The organism is Roseovarius sp. MBR-78 (assembly GCF_040547535.1).
GTDB lineage: Bacteria > Pseudomonadota > Alphaproteobacteria > Rhodobacterales > Rhodobacteraceae > Roseovarius.
Window position 1 is genome coordinate 1 of record NZ_JBEPPX010000002.1, and the last position, 16,376, is coordinate 16,376.

Annotated in this window: 17 protein-coding genes and 1 pseudogene; 9 read left to right on the top strand and 9 right to left on the bottom strand. The window is 68.6% G+C overall.

Annotated elements, in window-relative coordinates:
* Both ABIE58_RS01610 and ABIE58_RS01615 read right to left on the bottom strand, forming a co-directional pair.
* On the bottom strand, positions 1–467 hold a 467-nt coding region (locus ABIE58_RS01610; protein WP_354542932.1), incomplete at its 3' end, for a porin.
* Between the two features lie 156 nt (positions 468–623).
* On the bottom strand, positions 624–1,781 hold the full coding sequence (locus tag ABIE58_RS01615; protein WP_354542933.1) for a pyridoxal phosphate-dependent aminotransferase: 1,158 nt from the start codon (positions 1,779–1,781) through the stop codon (positions 624–626).
* Between the two features lie 201 nt (positions 1,782–1,982).
* Between ABIE58_RS01615 and ABIE58_RS01620 the strand changes: the two genes are divergently transcribed.
* Complete coding sequence (locus tag ABIE58_RS01620) at positions 1,983–2,849, top strand: DUF2189 domain-containing protein (RefSeq protein ID WP_354542934.1); 867 nt, start codon at positions 1,983–1,985, stop codon at positions 2,847–2,849.
* Between the two features lie 283 nt (positions 2,850–3,132).
* On the opposite strand, the gene ABIE58_RS01625 is transcribed toward ABIE58_RS01620, so the two are convergent.
* The gene (locus ABIE58_RS01625; RefSeq protein ID WP_354542935.1) at positions 3,133–3,720 is read right to left on the bottom strand and encodes a riboflavin synthase; all 588 of its coding nucleotides are present in this window, start codon (positions 3,718–3,720) and stop codon (positions 3,133–3,135) included.
* Positions 3,721–3,878: 158 nt separating this feature from the next.
* On the opposite strand from ABIE58_RS01625, the gene ABIE58_RS01630 reads away from it, so the two are divergent.
* The 3 genes from ABIE58_RS01630 to ABIE58_RS01640 all read left to right on the top strand — a co-directional run bounded on the left by ABIE58_RS01630 (position 3,879) and on the right by ABIE58_RS01640 (position 8,428).
* Complete coding sequence (locus tag ABIE58_RS01630; protein WP_354542936.1) at positions 3,879–5,171, top strand: capsule polysaccharide biogenesis protein; 1,293 nt, start codon at positions 3,879–3,881, stop codon at positions 5,169–5,171.
* Positions 5,172–5,270: 99 nt separating this feature from the next.
* On the top strand, positions 5,271–6,419 hold the full coding sequence (locus ABIE58_RS01635) for a polysaccharide biosynthesis/export family protein (RefSeq protein WP_502950053.1): 1,149 nt from the start codon (positions 5,271–5,273) through the stop codon (positions 6,417–6,419).
* Positions 6,416–8,428 (top strand): capsule polysaccharide biogenesis protein, encoded by a 2,013-nt coding sequence (locus tag ABIE58_RS01640; RefSeq protein ID WP_354542937.1) that lies wholly within the window; start codon positions 6,416–6,418, stop codon positions 8,426–8,428. The genes ABIE58_RS01635 and ABIE58_RS01640 overlap by 4 nt, the downstream gene beginning before the upstream one ends.
* Positions 8,429–8,444: 16 nt before the next feature.
* Here the strand turns inward: ABIE58_RS01640 and ABIE58_RS01645 are convergent, their stop codons facing one another.
* Genes ABIE58_RS01645 through ABIE58_RS01655 form a run of 3 tightly spaced genes read right to left on the bottom strand, consistent with a single transcriptional unit; the run spans position 8,445 to position 10,274 of the window.
* Positions 8,445–9,521: a 5-(carboxyamino)imidazole ribonucleotide synthase gene (locus ABIE58_RS01645; RefSeq protein ID WP_354542938.1), complete on the bottom strand. Its 1,077-nt coding sequence runs from the start codon at positions 9,519–9,521 to the stop codon at positions 8,445–8,447.
* Complete coding sequence (gene purE / locus ABIE58_RS01650; RefSeq protein WP_354542939.1) at positions 9,514–10,002, bottom strand: 5-(carboxyamino)imidazole ribonucleotide mutase; 489 nt, start codon at positions 10,000–10,002, stop codon at positions 9,514–9,516. The genes ABIE58_RS01645 and purE overlap by 8 nt, the downstream gene beginning before the upstream one ends.
* A gap of 47 nt (positions 10,003–10,049) precedes the next feature.
* On the bottom strand, positions 10,050–10,274 hold the full coding sequence (locus ABIE58_RS01655; protein ID WP_354542940.1) for a YdcH family protein: 225 nt from the start codon (positions 10,272–10,274) through the stop codon (positions 10,050–10,052).
* A 159-nt stretch (positions 10,275–10,433) separates the two neighbouring features.
* On the opposite strand from ABIE58_RS01655, the gene ABIE58_RS01660 reads away from it, so the two are divergent.
* From ABIE58_RS01660 to ABIE58_RS01670, 3 genes are all read left to right on the top strand, one after another.
* Positions 10,434–10,847, top strand: coding sequence for an Hsp20 family protein (locus tag ABIE58_RS01660; RefSeq protein ID WP_354542941.1), 414 nt, complete (start codon positions 10,434–10,436; stop codon positions 10,845–10,847).
* 4 nt (positions 10,848–10,851) lie between these two features.
* Positions 10,852–11,091, top strand: a complete 240-nt coding sequence (locus tag ABIE58_RS01665; protein ID WP_354542942.1) for a DUF1150 family protein — start codon at positions 10,852–10,854, stop codon at positions 11,089–11,091.
* Positions 11,092–11,156: 65 nt separating this feature from the next.
* Positions 11,157–12,032: a hypothetical protein gene (locus ABIE58_RS01670; protein ID WP_354542943.1), complete on the top strand. Its 876-nt coding sequence runs from the start codon at positions 11,157–11,159 to the stop codon at positions 12,030–12,032.
* Here ABIE58_RS01670 and ABIE58_RS01675 read toward each other — a convergent pair.
* Positions 11,969–12,727: a glycosyltransferase family 2 protein gene (locus tag ABIE58_RS01675; protein ID WP_354542944.1), complete on the bottom strand. Its 759-nt coding sequence runs from the start codon at positions 12,725–12,727 to the stop codon at positions 11,969–11,971. The two genes, ABIE58_RS01670 and ABIE58_RS01675, sit on opposite strands and share 64 nt — an antisense overlap.
* 196 nt (positions 12,728–12,923) lie before the next feature.
* Positions 12,924–13,069: pseudogene (locus tag ABIE58_RS01680) on the bottom strand (transposase); the annotation flags it as partial.
* Here ABIE58_RS01680 and ABIE58_RS01685 point away from each other — a divergent pair.
* On the top strand, positions 13,011–13,175 hold the full coding sequence (locus ABIE58_RS01685) for a hypothetical protein (RefSeq protein ID WP_354543199.1): 165 nt from the start codon (positions 13,011–13,013) through the stop codon (positions 13,173–13,175). The pseudogene ABIE58_RS01680 and the gene ABIE58_RS01685 overlap by 59 nt on opposite strands.
* A gap of 127 nt (positions 13,176–13,302) precedes the next feature.
* Here ABIE58_RS01685 and xseA read toward each other — a convergent pair whose 3' ends face one another.
* Positions 13,303–14,793 carry an exodeoxyribonuclease VII large subunit gene (gene xseA / locus ABIE58_RS01690; protein WP_354542945.1) on the bottom strand — a complete coding sequence of 497 codons (1,491 nt, stop codon included), beginning with the start codon at positions 14,791–14,793 and terminating at the stop codon, positions 13,303–13,305.
* 77 nt (positions 14,794–14,870) lie between these two features.
* On the opposite strand from xseA, the gene purD reads away from it, so the two are divergent.
* The gene (purD, locus tag ABIE58_RS01695; RefSeq protein ID WP_354542946.1) at positions 14,871–16,136 is read left to right on the top strand and encodes a phosphoribosylamine--glycine ligase; all 1,266 of its coding nucleotides are present in this window, start codon (positions 14,871–14,873) and stop codon (positions 16,134–16,136) included.
* Positions 16,137–16,376 lie beyond the last annotated feature (240 nt).

The following is a 16,376-nucleotide window of genomic DNA, read 5'->3' on the forward strand; positions in this document are numbered from 1 at the left end:
CCGCCCGAACCGGTGATCGGGATAAAGGCCGAGATCGAACGCGAGTTGATCGGCATGGAGCCAACCTGCGGCGCCGCAACCATCGACTTGTAGCCAGCCGAGTTCTCGTTGCCGAGGATGATCTGGCCGAGCGTATCACTTTTGATCGTGACGTAGTTTTCGTCGATGTTGGCCGGGGTGCCGCTGGCGCTGTTCAGCGCTTCGAACTGAACCGAGAAACCAAAGGTCATGCCGTTATCGAGCGTGACGGAGGGCGAGAAGATGATTTCCGAGTTGGTGAAGGTGTTCACACCTTCGAAATCGGAGCCCGCCGGGGTTGCTTTGGTCACATCGGCGTCAAGGTCGACGATGCCGACATGGGTCCGTGCGAAACCGCCCCATTTCATGTTCCATTCCTGGGCCGATGCCGGTGCGGCCATGGCGATGCCAAGGGCGATCGCACTTGTTCCAAGAAGTTGTTTTTTCATGTGTTCTGTCCTCGGTGAGTGTGTGAAGACCGGCGCGCAGGATCGGTGCACCGGCTCACGCGAGGGTGAGAAATAGTGTCCTCTTGAGCAAAGCAACTCCCCGTGAGGCGGCTTATAAACGCTCGGCCGTGGCATCAAAAGCACAGTCGAGCGGGATCACCCGACGATCCGCGCCATCGCCACATCAAAGGCGGCGTCATCCACCGTCAGCGCCACGCGCACCCAGCCGCGCAGCGTCTCGCCAAAGGCCGCGCCGGGCATGACCGCGACGCCGCAACGCCTCAGAAGATCATGGGCATAGGTCTCGCCATCCATGCCGGTCGCGGACACATCGACCATCGCGAACATGCCCGCCTGCGGGCGATGCACGCGCAACCCGCCGCCCGCCTCGAGCACCTGCGCCAGCCGCGCCGCCCGCGCGGCAAAGCGCGCGCGCATCCCCGCCGCCACCTCTGATCCGCGCCGGATCGCCGCCTCGGTCGCGTCCGCGATGAACGGCTGGTTGCCAAAGAGCATCACCTCCGCCAGCGGCAACAGCGCCTCGATGAAGGGCTGCGGCCCGATGCACCAGCCGCTGCGAAAGCCCGGTGCGGCAAAGCTCTTGGAGATCGACGACACCGCGATCACCCGTTCCGCCAGCGCCGGATCGGCCAGCGGTGAGGCAAAGGCCGCCCCCTCGAAGACCAATTCCTCGTAAACCTCGTCCACCACGATCCACAGGTCATGCGCCCGCGCCACCGCACCGATCTCGGCGATATCGGCCGCGCTCAGCAGCGCGCCGGTGGGGTTGTGCGGGGTGTTGAGCAGGATGGCGCGGCTGTGCGGCGTGATCCGCGCCGCCAGATCGCGCGCATCCATGCGAAATCCGCGCTCGGGGCGCAGCGGCACCGGCACCATCGCCGCGCCGGTCGCGCGGATCACCCCCTCATAGGTCGCATACATCGGATCGCCTACCAGGACCTCGTCGCCTGCCTCCACCAGCGCCGCCATCACGGCATAGAGCGCGGTCTGCGTGCCGGGCAGGCAGATCACCTGCGCAGGCGTGAACGGCCGCCCCCGCCGCGCACTATACTGTTCGGCCAGCGCCACGCGCAGCCCTGCCTCGCCGCGGCCGTTGGAATAGGTCGTGCGCCCCGCGCGCAGCGCCGCCGCCGCATCGGCGATCAGCGTCTCAGGCGCGGGCGTATCGGGCTCGCCGATGGTCAGGCGGATGATGTCATCGCCCGCGCGCAGCCGCTCGGTGGCGCGCTCGTGCACCTGCCATTTGGCACCGCCAAGACCCGCAAGCCGCGCCGTCACCGCAGGAAAATGCATCATTGCCTCCATCGCCGCCCCACGCGCCGATCCATGCCGCGCGCAGCGCGCCGCCGCAAGGCCAAAGCCCCGGAAACCGCAGACCGCTCCCCTGCCTGCCCCGCGTCGCCGGATCGTGAATATGCCAAAACCGCCAGGCGTGCTATGCTAATGTGGCAGAATGCCGCATCCACGGCATCGCAGCAGACCGGGAGGACACCCATGACCCGAACCATCGGAAACCCGCTGAGCTGGGCCGCAGAGGCCACCTTTGGCGCAGGACGCGGCGCCGCCGGGGCGACGGACGCCCTGCGCGGCCATACCGACACGCCACCCGCGGTGCGCCGCCTCGGCAATGACGATCTGCGCATGGCCTTACGCCGTGGCATCGAGGATTTCGGCGCGCTGCGCAGCGACGTGATCTTCCTGATCCTGATCTACCCGATCATAGGCATGGTGCTCGCGCTCACCGCCTTTCACATGGCGCGCCTGCCGATGCTGTTCCCCCTCGCCGCCGGGTTCACGCTGCTTGGGCCGGTGGTGGCCACAGGGCTTTACGAGATGAGCCGCCAGCGCGAGGCCACCGGCCATGCGGGCTGGGGCGCAGCGTTTTCCGTCATCCGCGCGCCGGTGATCGTGCCGGTGATCGTGCTGGGCGGGGTGCTGATGGGGCTGTTTCTGGCGTGGATGTTCGCCGCCAGCGTGATCTACAACGCCACCCTCGGCCCCGAGCCGCCCACCTCGGTGACAGGCTTCATCGGCGATGTGCTGACCACCGGTCCGGGCTGGGCGATGGCCGTGCTGGGCATGGCCGTGGGCGCGATCTTTGCCGCGATCGCGCTGGCGTTCAGCCTGACCGCCTTTCCGATGCTGATCGACCGCCGCGCCAGCCTGCCGGTGGCGATGCTCACCTCGCTCAGGGTGGTGCGCGAAAACCCGCGCGTGGCGGCGACATGGGGCCTGATCGTGGCGGTGGCGATGGTCCTGGGCACGCTGCCGCTATTTCTGGGGCTGGTGATCGTGTTGCCGGTGCTGGGCCACGCCACCTGGCACCTCTACCGCGCGGCGGTGCCCGCAGAGGATGCCTGAGGGGGGGGGCGGTTCTGGCTTGGAGCCGCCGTTCGCCCCCTGTCCCCCGCGCGGAATCAAGCCCGAAGGGCGCCGCGCGATCGTCATGCCAAAGGCATGCCTCCGGCATGACGCCGTCCCGCGGCCTAGCGATTTTGAGAGCGCGCGTAACCTATCGGTGTCACACAGGCTTGGCTTGCATAAAGTGGCAGTTTCTGCCGGTGCATCGCTAGTCCCCGGCCCAGCGACCGCGCGGCTCATTCCAAACCATCAACGTCTCCTTCAGGCCAAACCCCGCCGCCCCTCACCCCGCCTCGGCGAGCCGCGCGACATAGCGTGCCAGCGTGTCGATCTCGAGGTTGATCCGGTCGCCCACCGCAACCTCGCCCCATGCCGTCGCCTGCATGGTGTGGGGGATGAGGTTGATCCCGAACGAAGCCCCCGCCACCTCGTTCACGGTCAGTGAGGTGCCGTTGAGCGCGACCGACCCCTTGGGCGCGATGAACCGCGCAAGCCCCTCGGGCGCGCGCAGCGTGAAGCGGGTGCTGTCGCCTTCGGGGGCCATCGCCACCACCTCGGCCAGCCCGTCGACATGGCCCGACACGATGTGCCCGCCCAATTCGTCACCCACCCTCAGCGACCGCTCCAGGTTGACGCGCCGCCCCCTGGCCCAGGTGCCCAGATTGGTCTTGGACAGCGTCTCGGCCGAGATATCCACGTCGAACCAGTCGGGCCCAAGCGCCACCACCGTCAGGCATACCCCGTCGCAGGCGATCGACGCCCCCATCGCGATGGTGCCGGTGTCATAGCCGGTGCCGATGCGCGCGCGCATGTCGCCGCGCTGCTCGACCGCGCGGATGTGGCCGATATCGGTGATGATCCCCGTGAACATGCGCCGCCCCCTGTCGCTCGCCTAGCTTATCCAGCCTGATCCAACGGCCTAGCGCCGCCGCCGCCCCAAGACAAGACAAGGCGCGGCAAATGGCTTAATTTCGCCGGAATTTTCCGCTAGGCGGGTCCGACAACGATGGTGAACAGGGACACGCAAACATGCCGGGGCTGACCGGAGAGGGCCGCTCTTTCCTGCTGTTGCAGGGGCCGCACGGGCCGTTTTTCTACCGGCTGGGGCAGATGCTGCGCCGGTCAGGGGCCGAGGTGCGGCGCGTGGGCTTCAACGCGGGCGATCGCGTCTTTTGGCCCGATGCCGCGCGCTATATCGCCTATCCAGGCGCGCCCGAGGCCTGGCCCGAGACCTTTGGCCGCCTCATCGAGGCGCATGGCGTGACCGATCTGGTGCTTTACGGCGATACCCGCCCGATCCATGCCGAGGCGGTGGCCATCGCGCGCGCGCGCGGCCTTACGGTGCATGTGTTCGAGGAGGGCTACATGCGCCCCTACTGGATCACCTACGAGCGCGACGGGGCCAACGGGCATTCGCGACTGATAGACCTCGGCATCGACGAGATGCGCGCCGCGCTCGCCGCCTCTGACATGGATGCCGCCATGCCACCGGCAAGCTGGGGCGACATGCGCCAGCACATCTTCTACGGCGCGCTTTATCACGGCTGCGTGCTGTTGCTGAACCGTGGCTATCGCCGCTTTCGCCCGCATCGCGCCCTCGGCGTCGGGCAGGAATTCGCGCTCTACCTCAAACGCCTGCTGTTCATGCCGGCGACGGCGCTGGAGCGGCGACTGGCGACCTGGCGTATCCGAACGGGGGGCTTTCCCTATCATGTCGCGCTGTTGCAGCTTGAGCATGACGCCTCGTTCCAGGCACATTCGCCGTTCACCTCGATGACCGAATTCCTCGAAGTGCTCATCCGTGGCTTTGCCGAGGGCGCGCCGCCTCATCATCACCTCGTGGTCAAGGCGCACCCGCTCGAGGACGGGCGCGCGCCGCTGCGTGCCACCCTGCGCCGCCTCATCGCGGCACATGGCTTGCGCGGTCGCGTGCATATGTTGCGCGGCGGCAAGCTTGCGCCGCTTCTCGACGAGGCGCGCAGCGCCGTCACCGTCAATTCCACCGCAGGGCAACAGGTATTGTGGCGCGGCATCCCGCTGCGCACCTTCGGCGCGGCGGTCTATGCCAAGCCCGAATTCGTCTCGACCGCGCCGCTGCGCGACTTTTTCGCCCATGCGCAGCGCCCGGATCGCCGCGCCTATGCCGATTACCGCCGCTACCTGCTGGAAACCAGCCAGCTTCCCGGCGGGTTCTATTCGGCGCGCGGGCGGCGGCAGGTGCTGCGCCATGTCGTCGACATGATGCTGTCACCCCACGATCCCTATGACGCGCTGAGCCGGGGCACCGCGGCCCCACGGCAACAGTTGCGCATCGTTCCCTGAGGCAGGCCACAGGAAAGGCTGGATTTTTCCGCCCTGTTGCGGTAGCGTGACCGCAAAAAGACCCGAGGCAGAACAAGAACAGGTCGAGGAGACCGAGCAGTGATACCCCGACACTCCCGATGGGTGCGCCCCGTCGCGCTGTTGCTGGTGGCCAGCCTTGTGGCTGGGTGCGGCCTGCCGCGCATGGGCCCCAACAAGCGCCAACTCTATGCCGGATCGGTGCAGCGGCAGGGCGATGCCTTTGTCGTCACCGTCAATGACCGCGTCACGCGCGCCACGGCAGTGCAGCCAGCGCTCGGCTTTACCGATGATTTCCTCAACGCGGGCCTGCTTGGCTCTGACACGATCAGCCCCGGCGACACGCTGGGCCTGACCATCTGGGAAAACGTCGATGACGGGCTTCTGACCGGGGCGACCGCGAACCAGACCATCCTCGAAGAGGTGCAGGTTGATGGCTCTGGCTTTATCTTCGTGCCCTATGCGGGCCGGATCAAGGCGGCGGGAAACACGCCCGAGGGCGTGCGCCGGGTCATCACCGAACGGCTCGACCAACAAACCCCCGATCCGCAGGTCGAGGTGCGCCGGGTCGCGGGCAACGGCTCGACCGTGTCGGTCAGCGGCGCGGTCACCGGCCAGGGCGTCTACCCGATCGAGGCCCCAACGCGGCGGCTCTCGGCGATGATCACGGCGGCGGGCGGTATCGCGATCGAGCCGGAAGTGGCGCAGATCACCGTCATTCGTGGCGACAAGCGCGCCAAGGTCTGGTTCCAGGACCTGTTCAAATACCCACAATTCGACATCCCGCTGCGCGGCGGCGACCGTATCCTTGTCGAATCCGATACCCGCTCCTACACCGCGCTCGGCGCGACCGGCACGCAGGCGCGCGTGACCTTCATGACCCAGACGCTCAGCGCGCTCGAAGGCATCGCGCAGGTGGGCGGGCTGAGCGTCGCCTCCTCCGATCCTACGGGCGTCTTCGTGCTGCGCAACGAGCCTGCCGATATCGCCAATCAGGTTCTGGGCCGCAACGATCTGGTGGGCGCGCAACGCCTTGTCTACGTGCTCGACCTCACCAAGCCCAATGGCATGTTCATGGCGCGCGATTTCGCGATCCGTGACGATGACACGATCTACGTGACCGAGGCCCCGTTCGCGCAATGGTCCAAGGTGATCTCGGCGCTGACCGGCACGCTCGGTGTGCTTGGGTCGGTCTCGACGGCATCGAGCACGCTTTCAGGCGACGTATGACGCCAGACCACGGTGACAGGCCCGCCGGGGACGCAAGCCCCCGGCGGGTTTTCCATGTCAATGGCGGCTTTCTGTGGCAGGGCCGCCTGCGGCGCATCCTGCACCTTGCGGGCTATCCGCTGCGCCTTGGCTGGCCCGGTGCCGGGGACAGTATCGCCGTCTGGGGCCGCTCGCCCTATGCCGCGCGCGGCGAGGCGGTTGCCAAACGCACCGGCGCGCGGCTCCTGCGGATCGAGGATGCATTCCTGCGCTCGGTGCTGCCGGGGCGCAGCGGCGCGCCGCCGCTTGGCCTGCTGATCGACCGGCAGGGCGTGCATTTCGACGCCTCCCAACCGTCCGATCTCGAAGACCTGCTCGCGCGCCACCCGCTCGACGACACACCGCTTCTGGACCGTGCACGCGACGCCATTGCGCGGCTGCGCGCGGGGCACCTGAGCAAGTATTCCGGCACCGATCCCGCCCTGCCCTGCCCTGATCCGGGCTATGTGCTGGTGATCGACCAGACGCGCGGCGATGCCTCGATCCGGCATGGCGGCGCGGATGCCGCCACGTTCCGCGACATGCTGGCCTCGGCTCAGGCAGAGCACCCCCACGCGCGGATCCTGATAAAGACCCATCCCGAGACCGCGCAGGGCCACCGCGCGGGCCATTTTAGCGCTAGGGACGCGGGCGGGCGCGTCACGCTCACCGCCGCCCCGCTCAGCCCGTGGCACCTGCTGGAGGGGGCAATCGCGGTCTATACCGTCAGCTCGCAAATGGGGTTCGAGGCGGTGCTTGCAGGCCATCGTCCGCAGGTCTTCGGGCGGCCCTTCTATGCCGGCTGGGGCCTGACGGAGGATCGCCACGCCGAGACCTTTGCCCGGCGCGGGCGCGTGCTCACCCGCGCGCAACTTTTTGCCGCCGCGATGATCCTTTATCCCACCTGGTATGATCCCTGCCGCGACCGGCTCTGCGATCTTGAGGACGCGCTGGCGCAGTTCGAGGCCGAAACCCGCGCCTGGCGCGAGGATCACCGGGGCTGGAGCGCGCATGGGATGCGGCTGTGGAAACGCGCGCCGGTGCAGGGCTTTTTCGGCACATATCGGCGGGTGATCTTCAATCGCGCACGCGAGGACCGCCCCGCGATGATCTGGGCCTCGGCGGCGGCAGCACCCGAGGGGGCCGCCCGCGTCGAGGATGGCTTTCTGCGCTCGCGGGGCCTCGGGGCCGATCTGGTGGCCCCGCTGTCGCTGGTGCTCGACGATCTTGGCATCTATTACGATCCCAGCCGCGAAAGCAGGCTGGAGCGGCTGATCGCCGCGCGCGCCACACTGCGCCCCGAGCAGGAGCGGCGCGCCCGCGCGCTCATCGCCACGCTGATCCGCGACGGGCTGAGCAAATACAATCTCGGCCAACCTGCCCCCGACCTGCCCGAGGGCCATCGCATTCTCGTGCCCGGACAGGTCGAGGATGACGCCTCTATCCGCCTCGGCGCGGGCGAGATCGCCAGTAATCTCGCGCTGCTGCACCGCGCACGCGCCGAAAATCCCGGTGCCGTGATCCTCTACAAGCCCCACCCCGATGTCGAGGCCGGGCTGCGCCCCGGCGCTGTCGACCCCGAGGCGCTTCAGGGCCTCGCCGATCTGGTGCTGCGCGGCACCGATCCCGCCACGCTGCTGCGTGAAGTCAACGAGGTCTGGACGATGACATCGCTCATGGGCTTCGAGGCGTTGTTGCGCGGGCTGCGCGTGACCACCACCGGCGCGCCGTTCTATGCAGGCTGGGGCCTTACCCGCGATCTGGGCGACATCCCCGCCCGCCGCAGCGCGCGCCCGACGCTTGCCGGTCTGGTCCATGCCACGCTGATCGACTATCCGCGCTACCGCGATCCGGTCTCGGGCCTGCCCTGCCCGGTCGAGGTGGCGGCCAGCAGGCTGGCCACGGGCAAGGGCCTGCGCGCGGGCGCGGCCAACCGGCTTCTGGCCAAGGCGCAAGGCGCGCTTGCAGGCCACGCCTGGCTCTGGCGGTAGGGCGCGGGCTGCGCCTCTATCCCGCCGCGCCGGTCACGCGGTTGACATGGCCCATCTTGCGGCCCGGTTTGACCTCGGCCTTGCCGTAGAGGTGCAGGCCCGCGCGCGGATCGCGCAAAAGCTCGGGCAGGCGGTCCATATCGGGGCCGATGAGGTTTTCCATGATGACGTTCGCGTGCCGCCCGCCATCGCCAAGCGGCAGGCCGGTGACGGCGCGGATATGCTGCTCGAACTGGTCGATGGCACAGCCCGCCTGCGTCCAGTGGCCGGAATTGTGGACGCGCGGGGCGATCTCGTTGACGATGAGGCCGCCGGGCGTCACGAAAAGCTCCACCCCCATCACGCCCACATAGTTGAGCGCGTTGAGGATCTTGCCCGCCAGCAGCACCGCGTCGGCGCGCTGCGCCGCCGAGAGCCGCGCGGGCACGGTGGTGGTGCGCAGGATGCCGCCCTCGTGGACGTTCTCGCCCGGATCAAAGCACGCCACCTCGCCCGACAGCCCGCGTGCGGCGATCACCGAGACCTCGTGCGAGAAATCCACGAACCCCTCGTAAAGCGCCGGTTGGCCGGCCATCGCGTCAAACGCGGCCTCGGCATCCTCATACGTATGGATACGCGCCTGCCCCTTGCCGTCATAGCCGAAACGGCGGGTCTTGAGGATACCCGGCATGCCGATCCCGGCCAGCGCCTCGACCAGGTCTTCGGGATCATCGACGGCGGCGAAGGGGGCGGTGGCAAGGCCCAGATCGCTGAGGAACGCCTTTTCCACCAGCCGGTCCTGACTGGCCTTGAGCGCGCGGCGGTTCGGGCGCACGGGGGTCAGGGCCTCCAGCAGGTCGAGCGCCTCGGCGGGAATGTTCTCGAATTCGTAGGTGATGACATCAACGCTTTCGGCAAAGCGGGTGAGCGCGGCGGCGTCGTCATACCCGGCCTTGACATGGTAATTGGCGACATGGCTTGCCGGGCAATCGGCCCCCGGCTCGAAGATGCAGGTCTTGAAGCCAAGCCGTGCTGCCGCGACCGAGAGCATGCGGCCAAGCTGCCCGCCGCCGAGAATGCCGATGGTAGCACCGGGAGACAGGGGCTCAGTCATCGCGCGGCTCCTCGGGGATCGAGGCCGAGAGCGCCGCGCGCCAGTCATCGAGCCGCTGCGCAAGCGCCGGATCGCCATTGGCGAGGATCGCGGCGGCCATCAGCCCGGCATTGGCCGCACCCGCCGCCCCGATGGCCATCGTGGCCACCGGAAAGCCTTTTGGCATCTGCACGATGGAATAAAGGCTGTCGACGCCCGAAAGCGCGCGGGTCTGCACCGGCACGCCGATCACCGGCACGCGGGTTTTCGACGCCATCATGCCGGGCAGATGCGCCGCCCCGCCCGCGCCCGCGATGATCACCTGAAGGCCCCGCGCGACCGCTGTGCGCCCATAATCCCAGAGCCGGTCCGGCGTGCGGTGGGCCGAGACGATGCGCGTCTCATGTCCCACGCCCAATTCGTCGAGCACCACTGCTGCCTCGCGCATGGTGGGCCAGTCCGACTGGCTTCCCATGATGATGCCCACTTTCACGCCTGTCATATCCGCGCCCCCTGATTTGGAGCGCGCACTATACCCATGACGGGGGGTTACGCAATGATATCGGGATAAAGCCGGTCCTCGATGCGGGCGATCATGTCGCGCAGCCAGAGTTTTTTCTTCTTGAGGCGTTGCAGAGTAAGCTGATCGGCGGTGGAGCGTTCCTGAAGCGCGCGGATCGCCGCGTCGAGATCGGCATGTTCGCGGCGGAATTCTTCCAACTCGACGCGCAAAACCTCCTCGGTTTTCATCGAAAGGTCGCTATAGGCATTCATGGCAAGCGGGTCCTCTCCGGCTGACAGGCCGCTAGAATAGCCGATCCGACGCGTTTGGCAAAGGTCTTGCACGCGGCGCGGGCGGCCCCCATATTTCGGTCTCGGGGTCGCCGTCGAGGGGCCCCGATGATGGACGGTCGCTTAGCCAAGGACGTGTCGATGACAAAGCTTACACTGGGGACGCATCCCTATCTTCTGGGGTTCGAGCAGCTCGAGCGGCTGCTGGAGCGCAGCGCCAAATCCGGCAACGAAGGTTACCCGCCCTTCAATATCGAGCAGACCTCGCAGAATTCCTATCGCATCACGCTGGCGGTGGCGGGTTTCGCCGACGATGATCTGTCGGTCACCGTGGAGGACCGGCAACTGGTCATTCGCGGGCGGCAATCCGAGGATGCGGGCGGGCGCGTGTTCCTGCATCGCGGCATCGCGGCGCGGCAGTTCCAGCGCTCTTTCGTGCTGGCCGACGGGGTCGAGGTGGGCGAGGCGGTCATGGAAAACGGTCTGTTGCATGTCGATCTGCGCCGCATCGAGCCGGAGCCGGTGGTGCAGCGGGTCGCAATCAGGAGAGGGTAGGCAGATGGATACCAAGTATGACATCGACAGCAGCATCGAGACGGGCGCGGGGCGGCCCATCGTCTATGTGCGCACGGTAAAGGCCGAGGAACTGCCGCAGGAGATGCGCGCGCAGCTTGGCGGGCGCGAGACGCTCTATGCCGTGCACAGCACCGAGGGCGAGCGGCTGGCGCTGGTCGCCGATCGGCGGATGGCGTTTTTCCTCGCGCGGCAGAACGACATGGAGCCGGTCGCCGTTCACTGATTGCCCTTGGCGGCGGTTTGCGCCTATCACGCGGGCGGTGATCCCGGCAAAAGGACGGCGCGCGCGTGACATCCCCCAAGGTTGCGATCCTGCCATATGGGCGGGCGCTGGGCTTGCGGCCCGCGCGCGTGGCGCTGGCGTCGCTCGAGTGGCCGCTTGGTGTGCCCGAGGGCATCGAGGGGGCTGTGCTGGGCGATCTGGGCCGCGACGATCACCTGATCGTGCCCCCGCGCGACACGCTCTACCTGCGCCCCGGTTTCGGCACGCGGGCGCGGGTCTCGCTCCTCTTTCGCGAGCCGCGCGCCATTCACGGCCATCACATGCGGCTGCTGGAATGGGGCGCGTATCGGCGGTTTTTCCGGGTTCTGAGCGGCGATCCGGCGCTGTGTGCGGCGATCCCGAACGCGGTGGAGTTTCCGATGGGCGGCACCTGGGTGCCGCATTGGCGCGAGGTGCGTTGCGACAAGCGCGCGATGTGTTCGCTCATCGCCTCGGCCAAGCGGTCGCAGCCGGGGCACCGGCTGCGGCACAGCGTGGTGGAGTGGGCGCGCGCCTCGGGTGCCGATATCGAGGTGATGGGGATGGGCTATCGCCCCTTTGCCGACAAGGCCGAGGGCCTTGCTCCCTACCGCTATTCGGTGGTGATCGAGAATGTGCGCGAGCCGTGCTATTTCAGCGAGAAGCTCGTGGATGCGCTGCTCTGCGGGACGGTGCCGATCTATTGGGGCGCGCCGGATATCGAGCGGTTTTTCGATGCGCGGGCGATGGTGATCTGCGAGGGGCTGGAGGATGTAAAGCGTGCCGTGGCGGCCATGTCGGAGGCCGATTTCGCCGCGCGCGCGGGGCCGCTGGCGGCGATGCGCGCGGTGGCGGCGGGCTATGGCGCGCTGGAGGGGCGCGCGGCGCGGGCGGTGCTGGAAAGCGGCGGCCAGATCCCGTAGCGGGCGGTAACCTCTGCCAGGCAGGCAAGGTTGGCCTCGTGGCGCGTGCGCCCGCCGATGCGGGCATGTTGCAGGGCGTGGGCGTCGTCGGTGGCAAGCCGCATCCCGGCCCGCGCATCGCGGGCAAGGCGGATGCCGATTCCCTGCCGCGCAAGCTGAGCCGAGAGCCAGATATCATCCACCGGCCAGGCGGCGGCGGGCGGGGTGCAGTCGGTCCCGGCGAGCCAGTCGGGACGGATGCAGACGCCGGCATGGCCCTCGGCGATATCGGTAAAGCGTGGATCGGCGGGGCGGTGGCTCTGGCGCTTGAGACGGTCGAGGGCAAAGCCTGCGGCGGCGGCGGCGTAGCCGTCACCTGCGGCGGCAAGCAGCCGGGCGGCCCAGCCCTGGGGCAGGATCCAGTCGTCATCGCAATAGATCAGCCGACAGGTTTGGCCCGCCAGCGCGCGGGCGGCGGGCAGCACCTTGGTGGCGGGGCCGTCATCGCCCGGCACGCGCAAAAGCGTGACCCCCTCGGGCAGCGCGGGCGGTGGCGCGGGGGCAAAGCGCGCGGGCGTATCGGGCAGGGCGAGGATCACGCGCGCAGGCGCCGGGCGCTGGGCGAGCAGGCTTGCCAGCACCGGCCCAAGCGTGGCGTAGCGCGGCGGGATCGAGGTGAGCGAGATGGCATACATGGGCCGCAGTCGTGATGCCACATGGGCGGGCCGTCAAGGCCGGTCGGGGGAGGCGTTCCGGGAGGGAGGCGGCGTGGTTTGGCCTGGCGCGGGCCATCGTGGTTAACGTGCCTGGTGCTGCACGGGGAGCGTTAGGGGCCAGACTCAATCGAGTCCACCAGAGGATGATTGCCGCAAGGGTGGCGAAGATGCGCCCCCAGAGGCCGCGATGGCTCTACCGGTTGAACCGGTTGTAGATCGTCGTCGGGGGCCATCGGCAGGCGGACAATCTTGCCAGCGACACCCGATGCGCAGAACATGGATGGTGACGCTGATGACGCTGCGGTCGTCCACCCTGCGCGCTTCCGGCTGGTTCGTCGGCAACAGCGGCTCAATCGCTGCCCAAGCCCGGTCCGAAAGCCAAAATCCAGAAGACATTCTTCATTCCTCCTGCCACAATGGAGGAAGTGAATTAGATCATGCATCATAGATCAATAGCCTGATTGAGTTTCAACCCTCGTCCCCGGCCTAGCGACCGCGCGGCTCATTTCTGAAACCGCGACCGTCTCCTCAATGCCAATCCCAAAGGCCCCCCTCAACCGACCATCCTCGCCCCCCTAGAACAAGCTGCCCTGCTCGTCGGGCGGCCCCTTGGGCCGGGGCGTCTTGCGGGGGGCGGGGGCACCGACCGCGAGCGTGCCATCGGCAAATTCGATCTCCAGCGCCGAGGCCGCCGCCGCCGCCGCCCGCGTCGTCACCAGACCGCCATCGCCGCGCACCACCGCATAGCCGCGCGCCAGCGTCGCGCGATAGCCCAGCGTCTCGCGCAGCCGCTCCAGCGCGTCGAGCCGGTCGTGCAAGCCGCGCATCTGCCGCGCGCCCGCGTCCCCAAGCCGCGCACCCAGCCGGGTCAGATCGCGCCGCCGCTGCCCGATATCACGCGCCAGCGCGCCGGTATTGAGCCGCGCCACGGTCGCCGCCAGCCGCCGCCGCTCTGCCTCTGTCGCGCGGTGCAGGAGCGACGGGCGCAGCGCCCCTGACGCATCCGAGAGCGCCACGCGGCGCATCTGCACCGAGCGGATGAGCGCGGCGGGCAGCCGCTCTCCCCAGGTGTCGAGCCGCTGGCGCGCCCCCTCGATCAGCGTCTCGGGACGCGGCAGCGCGCGCGCCAGATCGCGCAACCGCTGCTCGCGCAGCCCCACCGCCTGGCCCTGCGCATGGGCGAGCCGCGCGCCCTGCCCCTCGAGCCAGGCCACGAGGTCGCGGCGCACCGGCACCGCCAGTTCCGCCGCCGCCGTGGGCGTCGGCGCGCGCTTGTCGGAGGCGTAATCGATCAGCGTGGTGTCGGTCTCGTGGCCCACGGCTGAGATGAGCGGGATCGCGCTCTCGGCCGCCGCGCGCACCACGATTTCCTCGTTGAAGCCCCATAGATCCTCGACCGAGCCGCCGCCGCGCGCCACGATCAGCAGATCAGGCCGTGGCAGCGCCCCGCCGGGCGTCAGCGCGTTGAAGCCCCGGATCGCGCGCGCGACCTCCGGCGCGCAGCGCTCGCCCTGCACGGCAACGGGCCAGATCAGCACCTTGCGCGGAAACCGCTCGCGCAGCCGGTGCAGGATGTCGCGGATCACCGCCCCCGAGGGCGAGGTGACCACGCCGATCACATCCGGCAGATAGGGGATCGCCCGCTTGCGCGCGGGATCGAACAGCCCCTCGGCGGCCAGCGCCGCCTTGCGCCGCTCCAGCATCGCCATGAGCGCGCCCGCCCCCGCCGGCACGAGATCCTCGATCACCATCTGATAGCGCGATTGACCGCCGAAGGTGGTGATCCGCCCGGTGGCGACCACCTCCATCCCCTCTTCGGGCTGCACCCTGAGCCGCGTCGCCACGCCTTTCCAGATCACGCCCGCCAGAACCGAGCGGTCATCCTTGAGATCGAGATAGATATGCCCCGAGCGCGGCCGCGAGATGCGCCCCAGCTCGCCGCGCACCCGGACATGGGAGAACTCGCCCTCGATCACCCGCTTGACCGCGCCCGAGATTTCCGAGACCGAGAATTCCGGCGCGTTCCCGCCCGGCCCGTCATCGTCGATGAGATCGGATATGGCCATCGCCCTGTTCCGTGACTTGTGTCCGCCTGCCCGCCACCCTAGAACGCAGGCCACGCGAGGCCAAGGAGGTGCGGGCCATGAATATCCTCATTCTGGGCGGCGGCGGGCGCGAGCACAGCCTTGCCTGGGCGGTGCTGCAAAACCCCAAATGCGACCGGCTGATCGTGGCACCCGGCAATGCCGGGATCGCGCAGATCGCCGATTGCGCCACGCTCGACATTCTCGACGGCGGCGCGGTGGCGGGGTTTTGCGAGGCCGAGGCGATTGATTTCGTCATCATCGGCCCCGAGGCGCCGCTTGCCACGGGCGTGGCCGACCGGCTGCGTGAGGCGGGCATCGCGGTCTTCGGGCCAAGCCAGGCGGCGGCGCGGCTGGAGGCCTCCAAGAGCTTTACCAAGGCGATCTGCGACGCGGCGGGCGCGCCGACCGCCAGCTATGGCCATTTCACCGAGGCGCAGGCCGCGCGCGATCATGTGCGCGCCAAGGGTGCCCCCATCGTGGTCAAGGCCGACGGGCTGGCCGCCGGCAAGGGCGTGATCGTGGCCGAAACCGAGCAGCAGGCGCTGGATGCCCTTGACGACATGTTCGGCGGGGCCTTTGGAGCGGCGGGCGCGGAGGTGGTGATCGAGGAATTCCTGACCGGCGAGGAGGCGTCGTTCTTCGTGCTCTGCGATGGCGAGGTGGCGCTGCCCATCGGCACCGCGCAGGACCACAAGCGCGCGGGCGAGGGCGATACCGGCCCCAACACGGGCGGCATGGGGGCCTATTCGCCCGCGCCGGTGATGACCGAGGCGGTCACGGCCCGCGCATTGGACGAGATCGTGCGCCCGGTTCTGGCAGAGATGGTGCGGCGCGGCACGCCGTTTTCGGGCGTGCTCTTTGTCGGGCTGATGATCGAGGCGGGCGCGCCCCGGCTGGTGGAATTCAATGTGCGCTTCGGCGATCCCGAATGCCAGACGCTGATGATGCGGCTTGGCGGTCAGGCACTCGACCTGATGCAGGCCACCGCCGAGGGGCGGCTGGCGGGCTGCGCGGTGAACTGGGCCGAGGATCACGCCATGACGGTGGTGCTCGCGGCGCGGGGCTATCCGGGCGACTATGCCAAGGGCAGCGTGATCTCGGGGCTGGAGACGTGCCCCGAGGACAGCTTTCACCAGGTGTTCCACGCGGGAACGGCGCGGCGCGACGGGGGCTTTGTCGCCAATGGCGGCCGCGTGCTCGCGGCGACGGCGCGCGGCGCAACCCTGCAAGAGGCTGCCGCGCGCGCCTATGGGCTGGTGGACCGGATCGACTGGCCCGAGGGGTTTTGCCGCCGCGATATCGGCTGGCGGGCGCTGGGCTGACGGGCGCTCATAAAGTGCCCGATGCTGCACGGGGGGGCTGGCCTTGAGCGGACGTTCAAGGCTTGTTCCCGGCGCGGAATCGAGGCGCGGAACGCGCCGCCGCGCATCGCCGGGCCGCCCCCCGGCACGGCGATTTGGCTGCCACCTGCGCGATCCTCTGAGGTTTTTCGGATTTGGCGAGATAAAGCGCACCCAGACTCACGTTGGATCGCCGCACCGCGGCCCGTCGATGCGCGGTTT

Excerpts from the sequence above, each read along its gene's own strand:
- purD (WP_354542946.1), top strand. The coding sequence starts at position 14,871 with ATGAATATCCTCATTCTGGGCGGCGGCGGGCGCGAGCACAGCCTTGCC.
- purE (WP_354542939.1), bottom strand. The coding sequence starts at position 10,002 with ATGACAGGCGTGAAAGTGGGCATCATCATGGGAAGCCAGTCGGACTGG.
- ABIE58_RS01615 (WP_354542933.1), bottom strand. The coding sequence starts at position 1,781 with ATGCATTTTCCTGCGGTGACGGCGCGGCTTGCGGGTCTTGGCGGTGCC.
- ABIE58_RS01640 (WP_354542937.1), top strand. The coding sequence starts at position 6,416 with ATGACGCCAGACCACGGTGACAGGCCCGCCGGGGACGCAAGCCCCCGG.
- ABIE58_RS01665 (WP_354542942.1), top strand. The coding sequence starts at position 10,852 with ATGGATACCAAGTATGACATCGACAGCAGCATCGAGACGGGCGCGGGG.
- ABIE58_RS01630 (WP_354542936.1), top strand. The coding sequence starts at position 3,879 with ATGCCGGGGCTGACCGGAGAGGGCCGCTCTTTCCTGCTGTTGCAGGGG.
- xseA (WP_354542945.1), bottom strand. The coding sequence starts at position 14,793 with ATGGCCATATCCGATCTCATCGACGATGACGGGCCGGGCGGGAACGCG.
- ABIE58_RS01660 (WP_354542941.1), top strand. The coding sequence starts at position 10,434 with ATGACAAAGCTTACACTGGGGACGCATCCCTATCTTCTGGGGTTCGAG.
- ABIE58_RS01625 (WP_354542935.1), bottom strand. The coding sequence starts at position 3,720 with ATGTTCACGGGGATCATCACCGATATCGGCCACATCCGCGCGGTCGAG.
- ABIE58_RS01645 (WP_354542938.1), bottom strand. The coding sequence starts at position 9,521 with ATGACTGAGCCCCTGTCTCCCGGTGCTACCATCGGCATTCTCGGCGGC.
- ABIE58_RS01620 (WP_354542934.1), top strand. The coding sequence starts at position 1,983 with ATGACCCGAACCATCGGAAACCCGCTGAGCTGGGCCGCAGAGGCCACC.
- ABIE58_RS01655 (WP_354542940.1), bottom strand. The coding sequence starts at position 10,274 with ATGAATGCCTATAGCGACCTTTCGATGAAAACCGAGGAGGTTTTGCGC.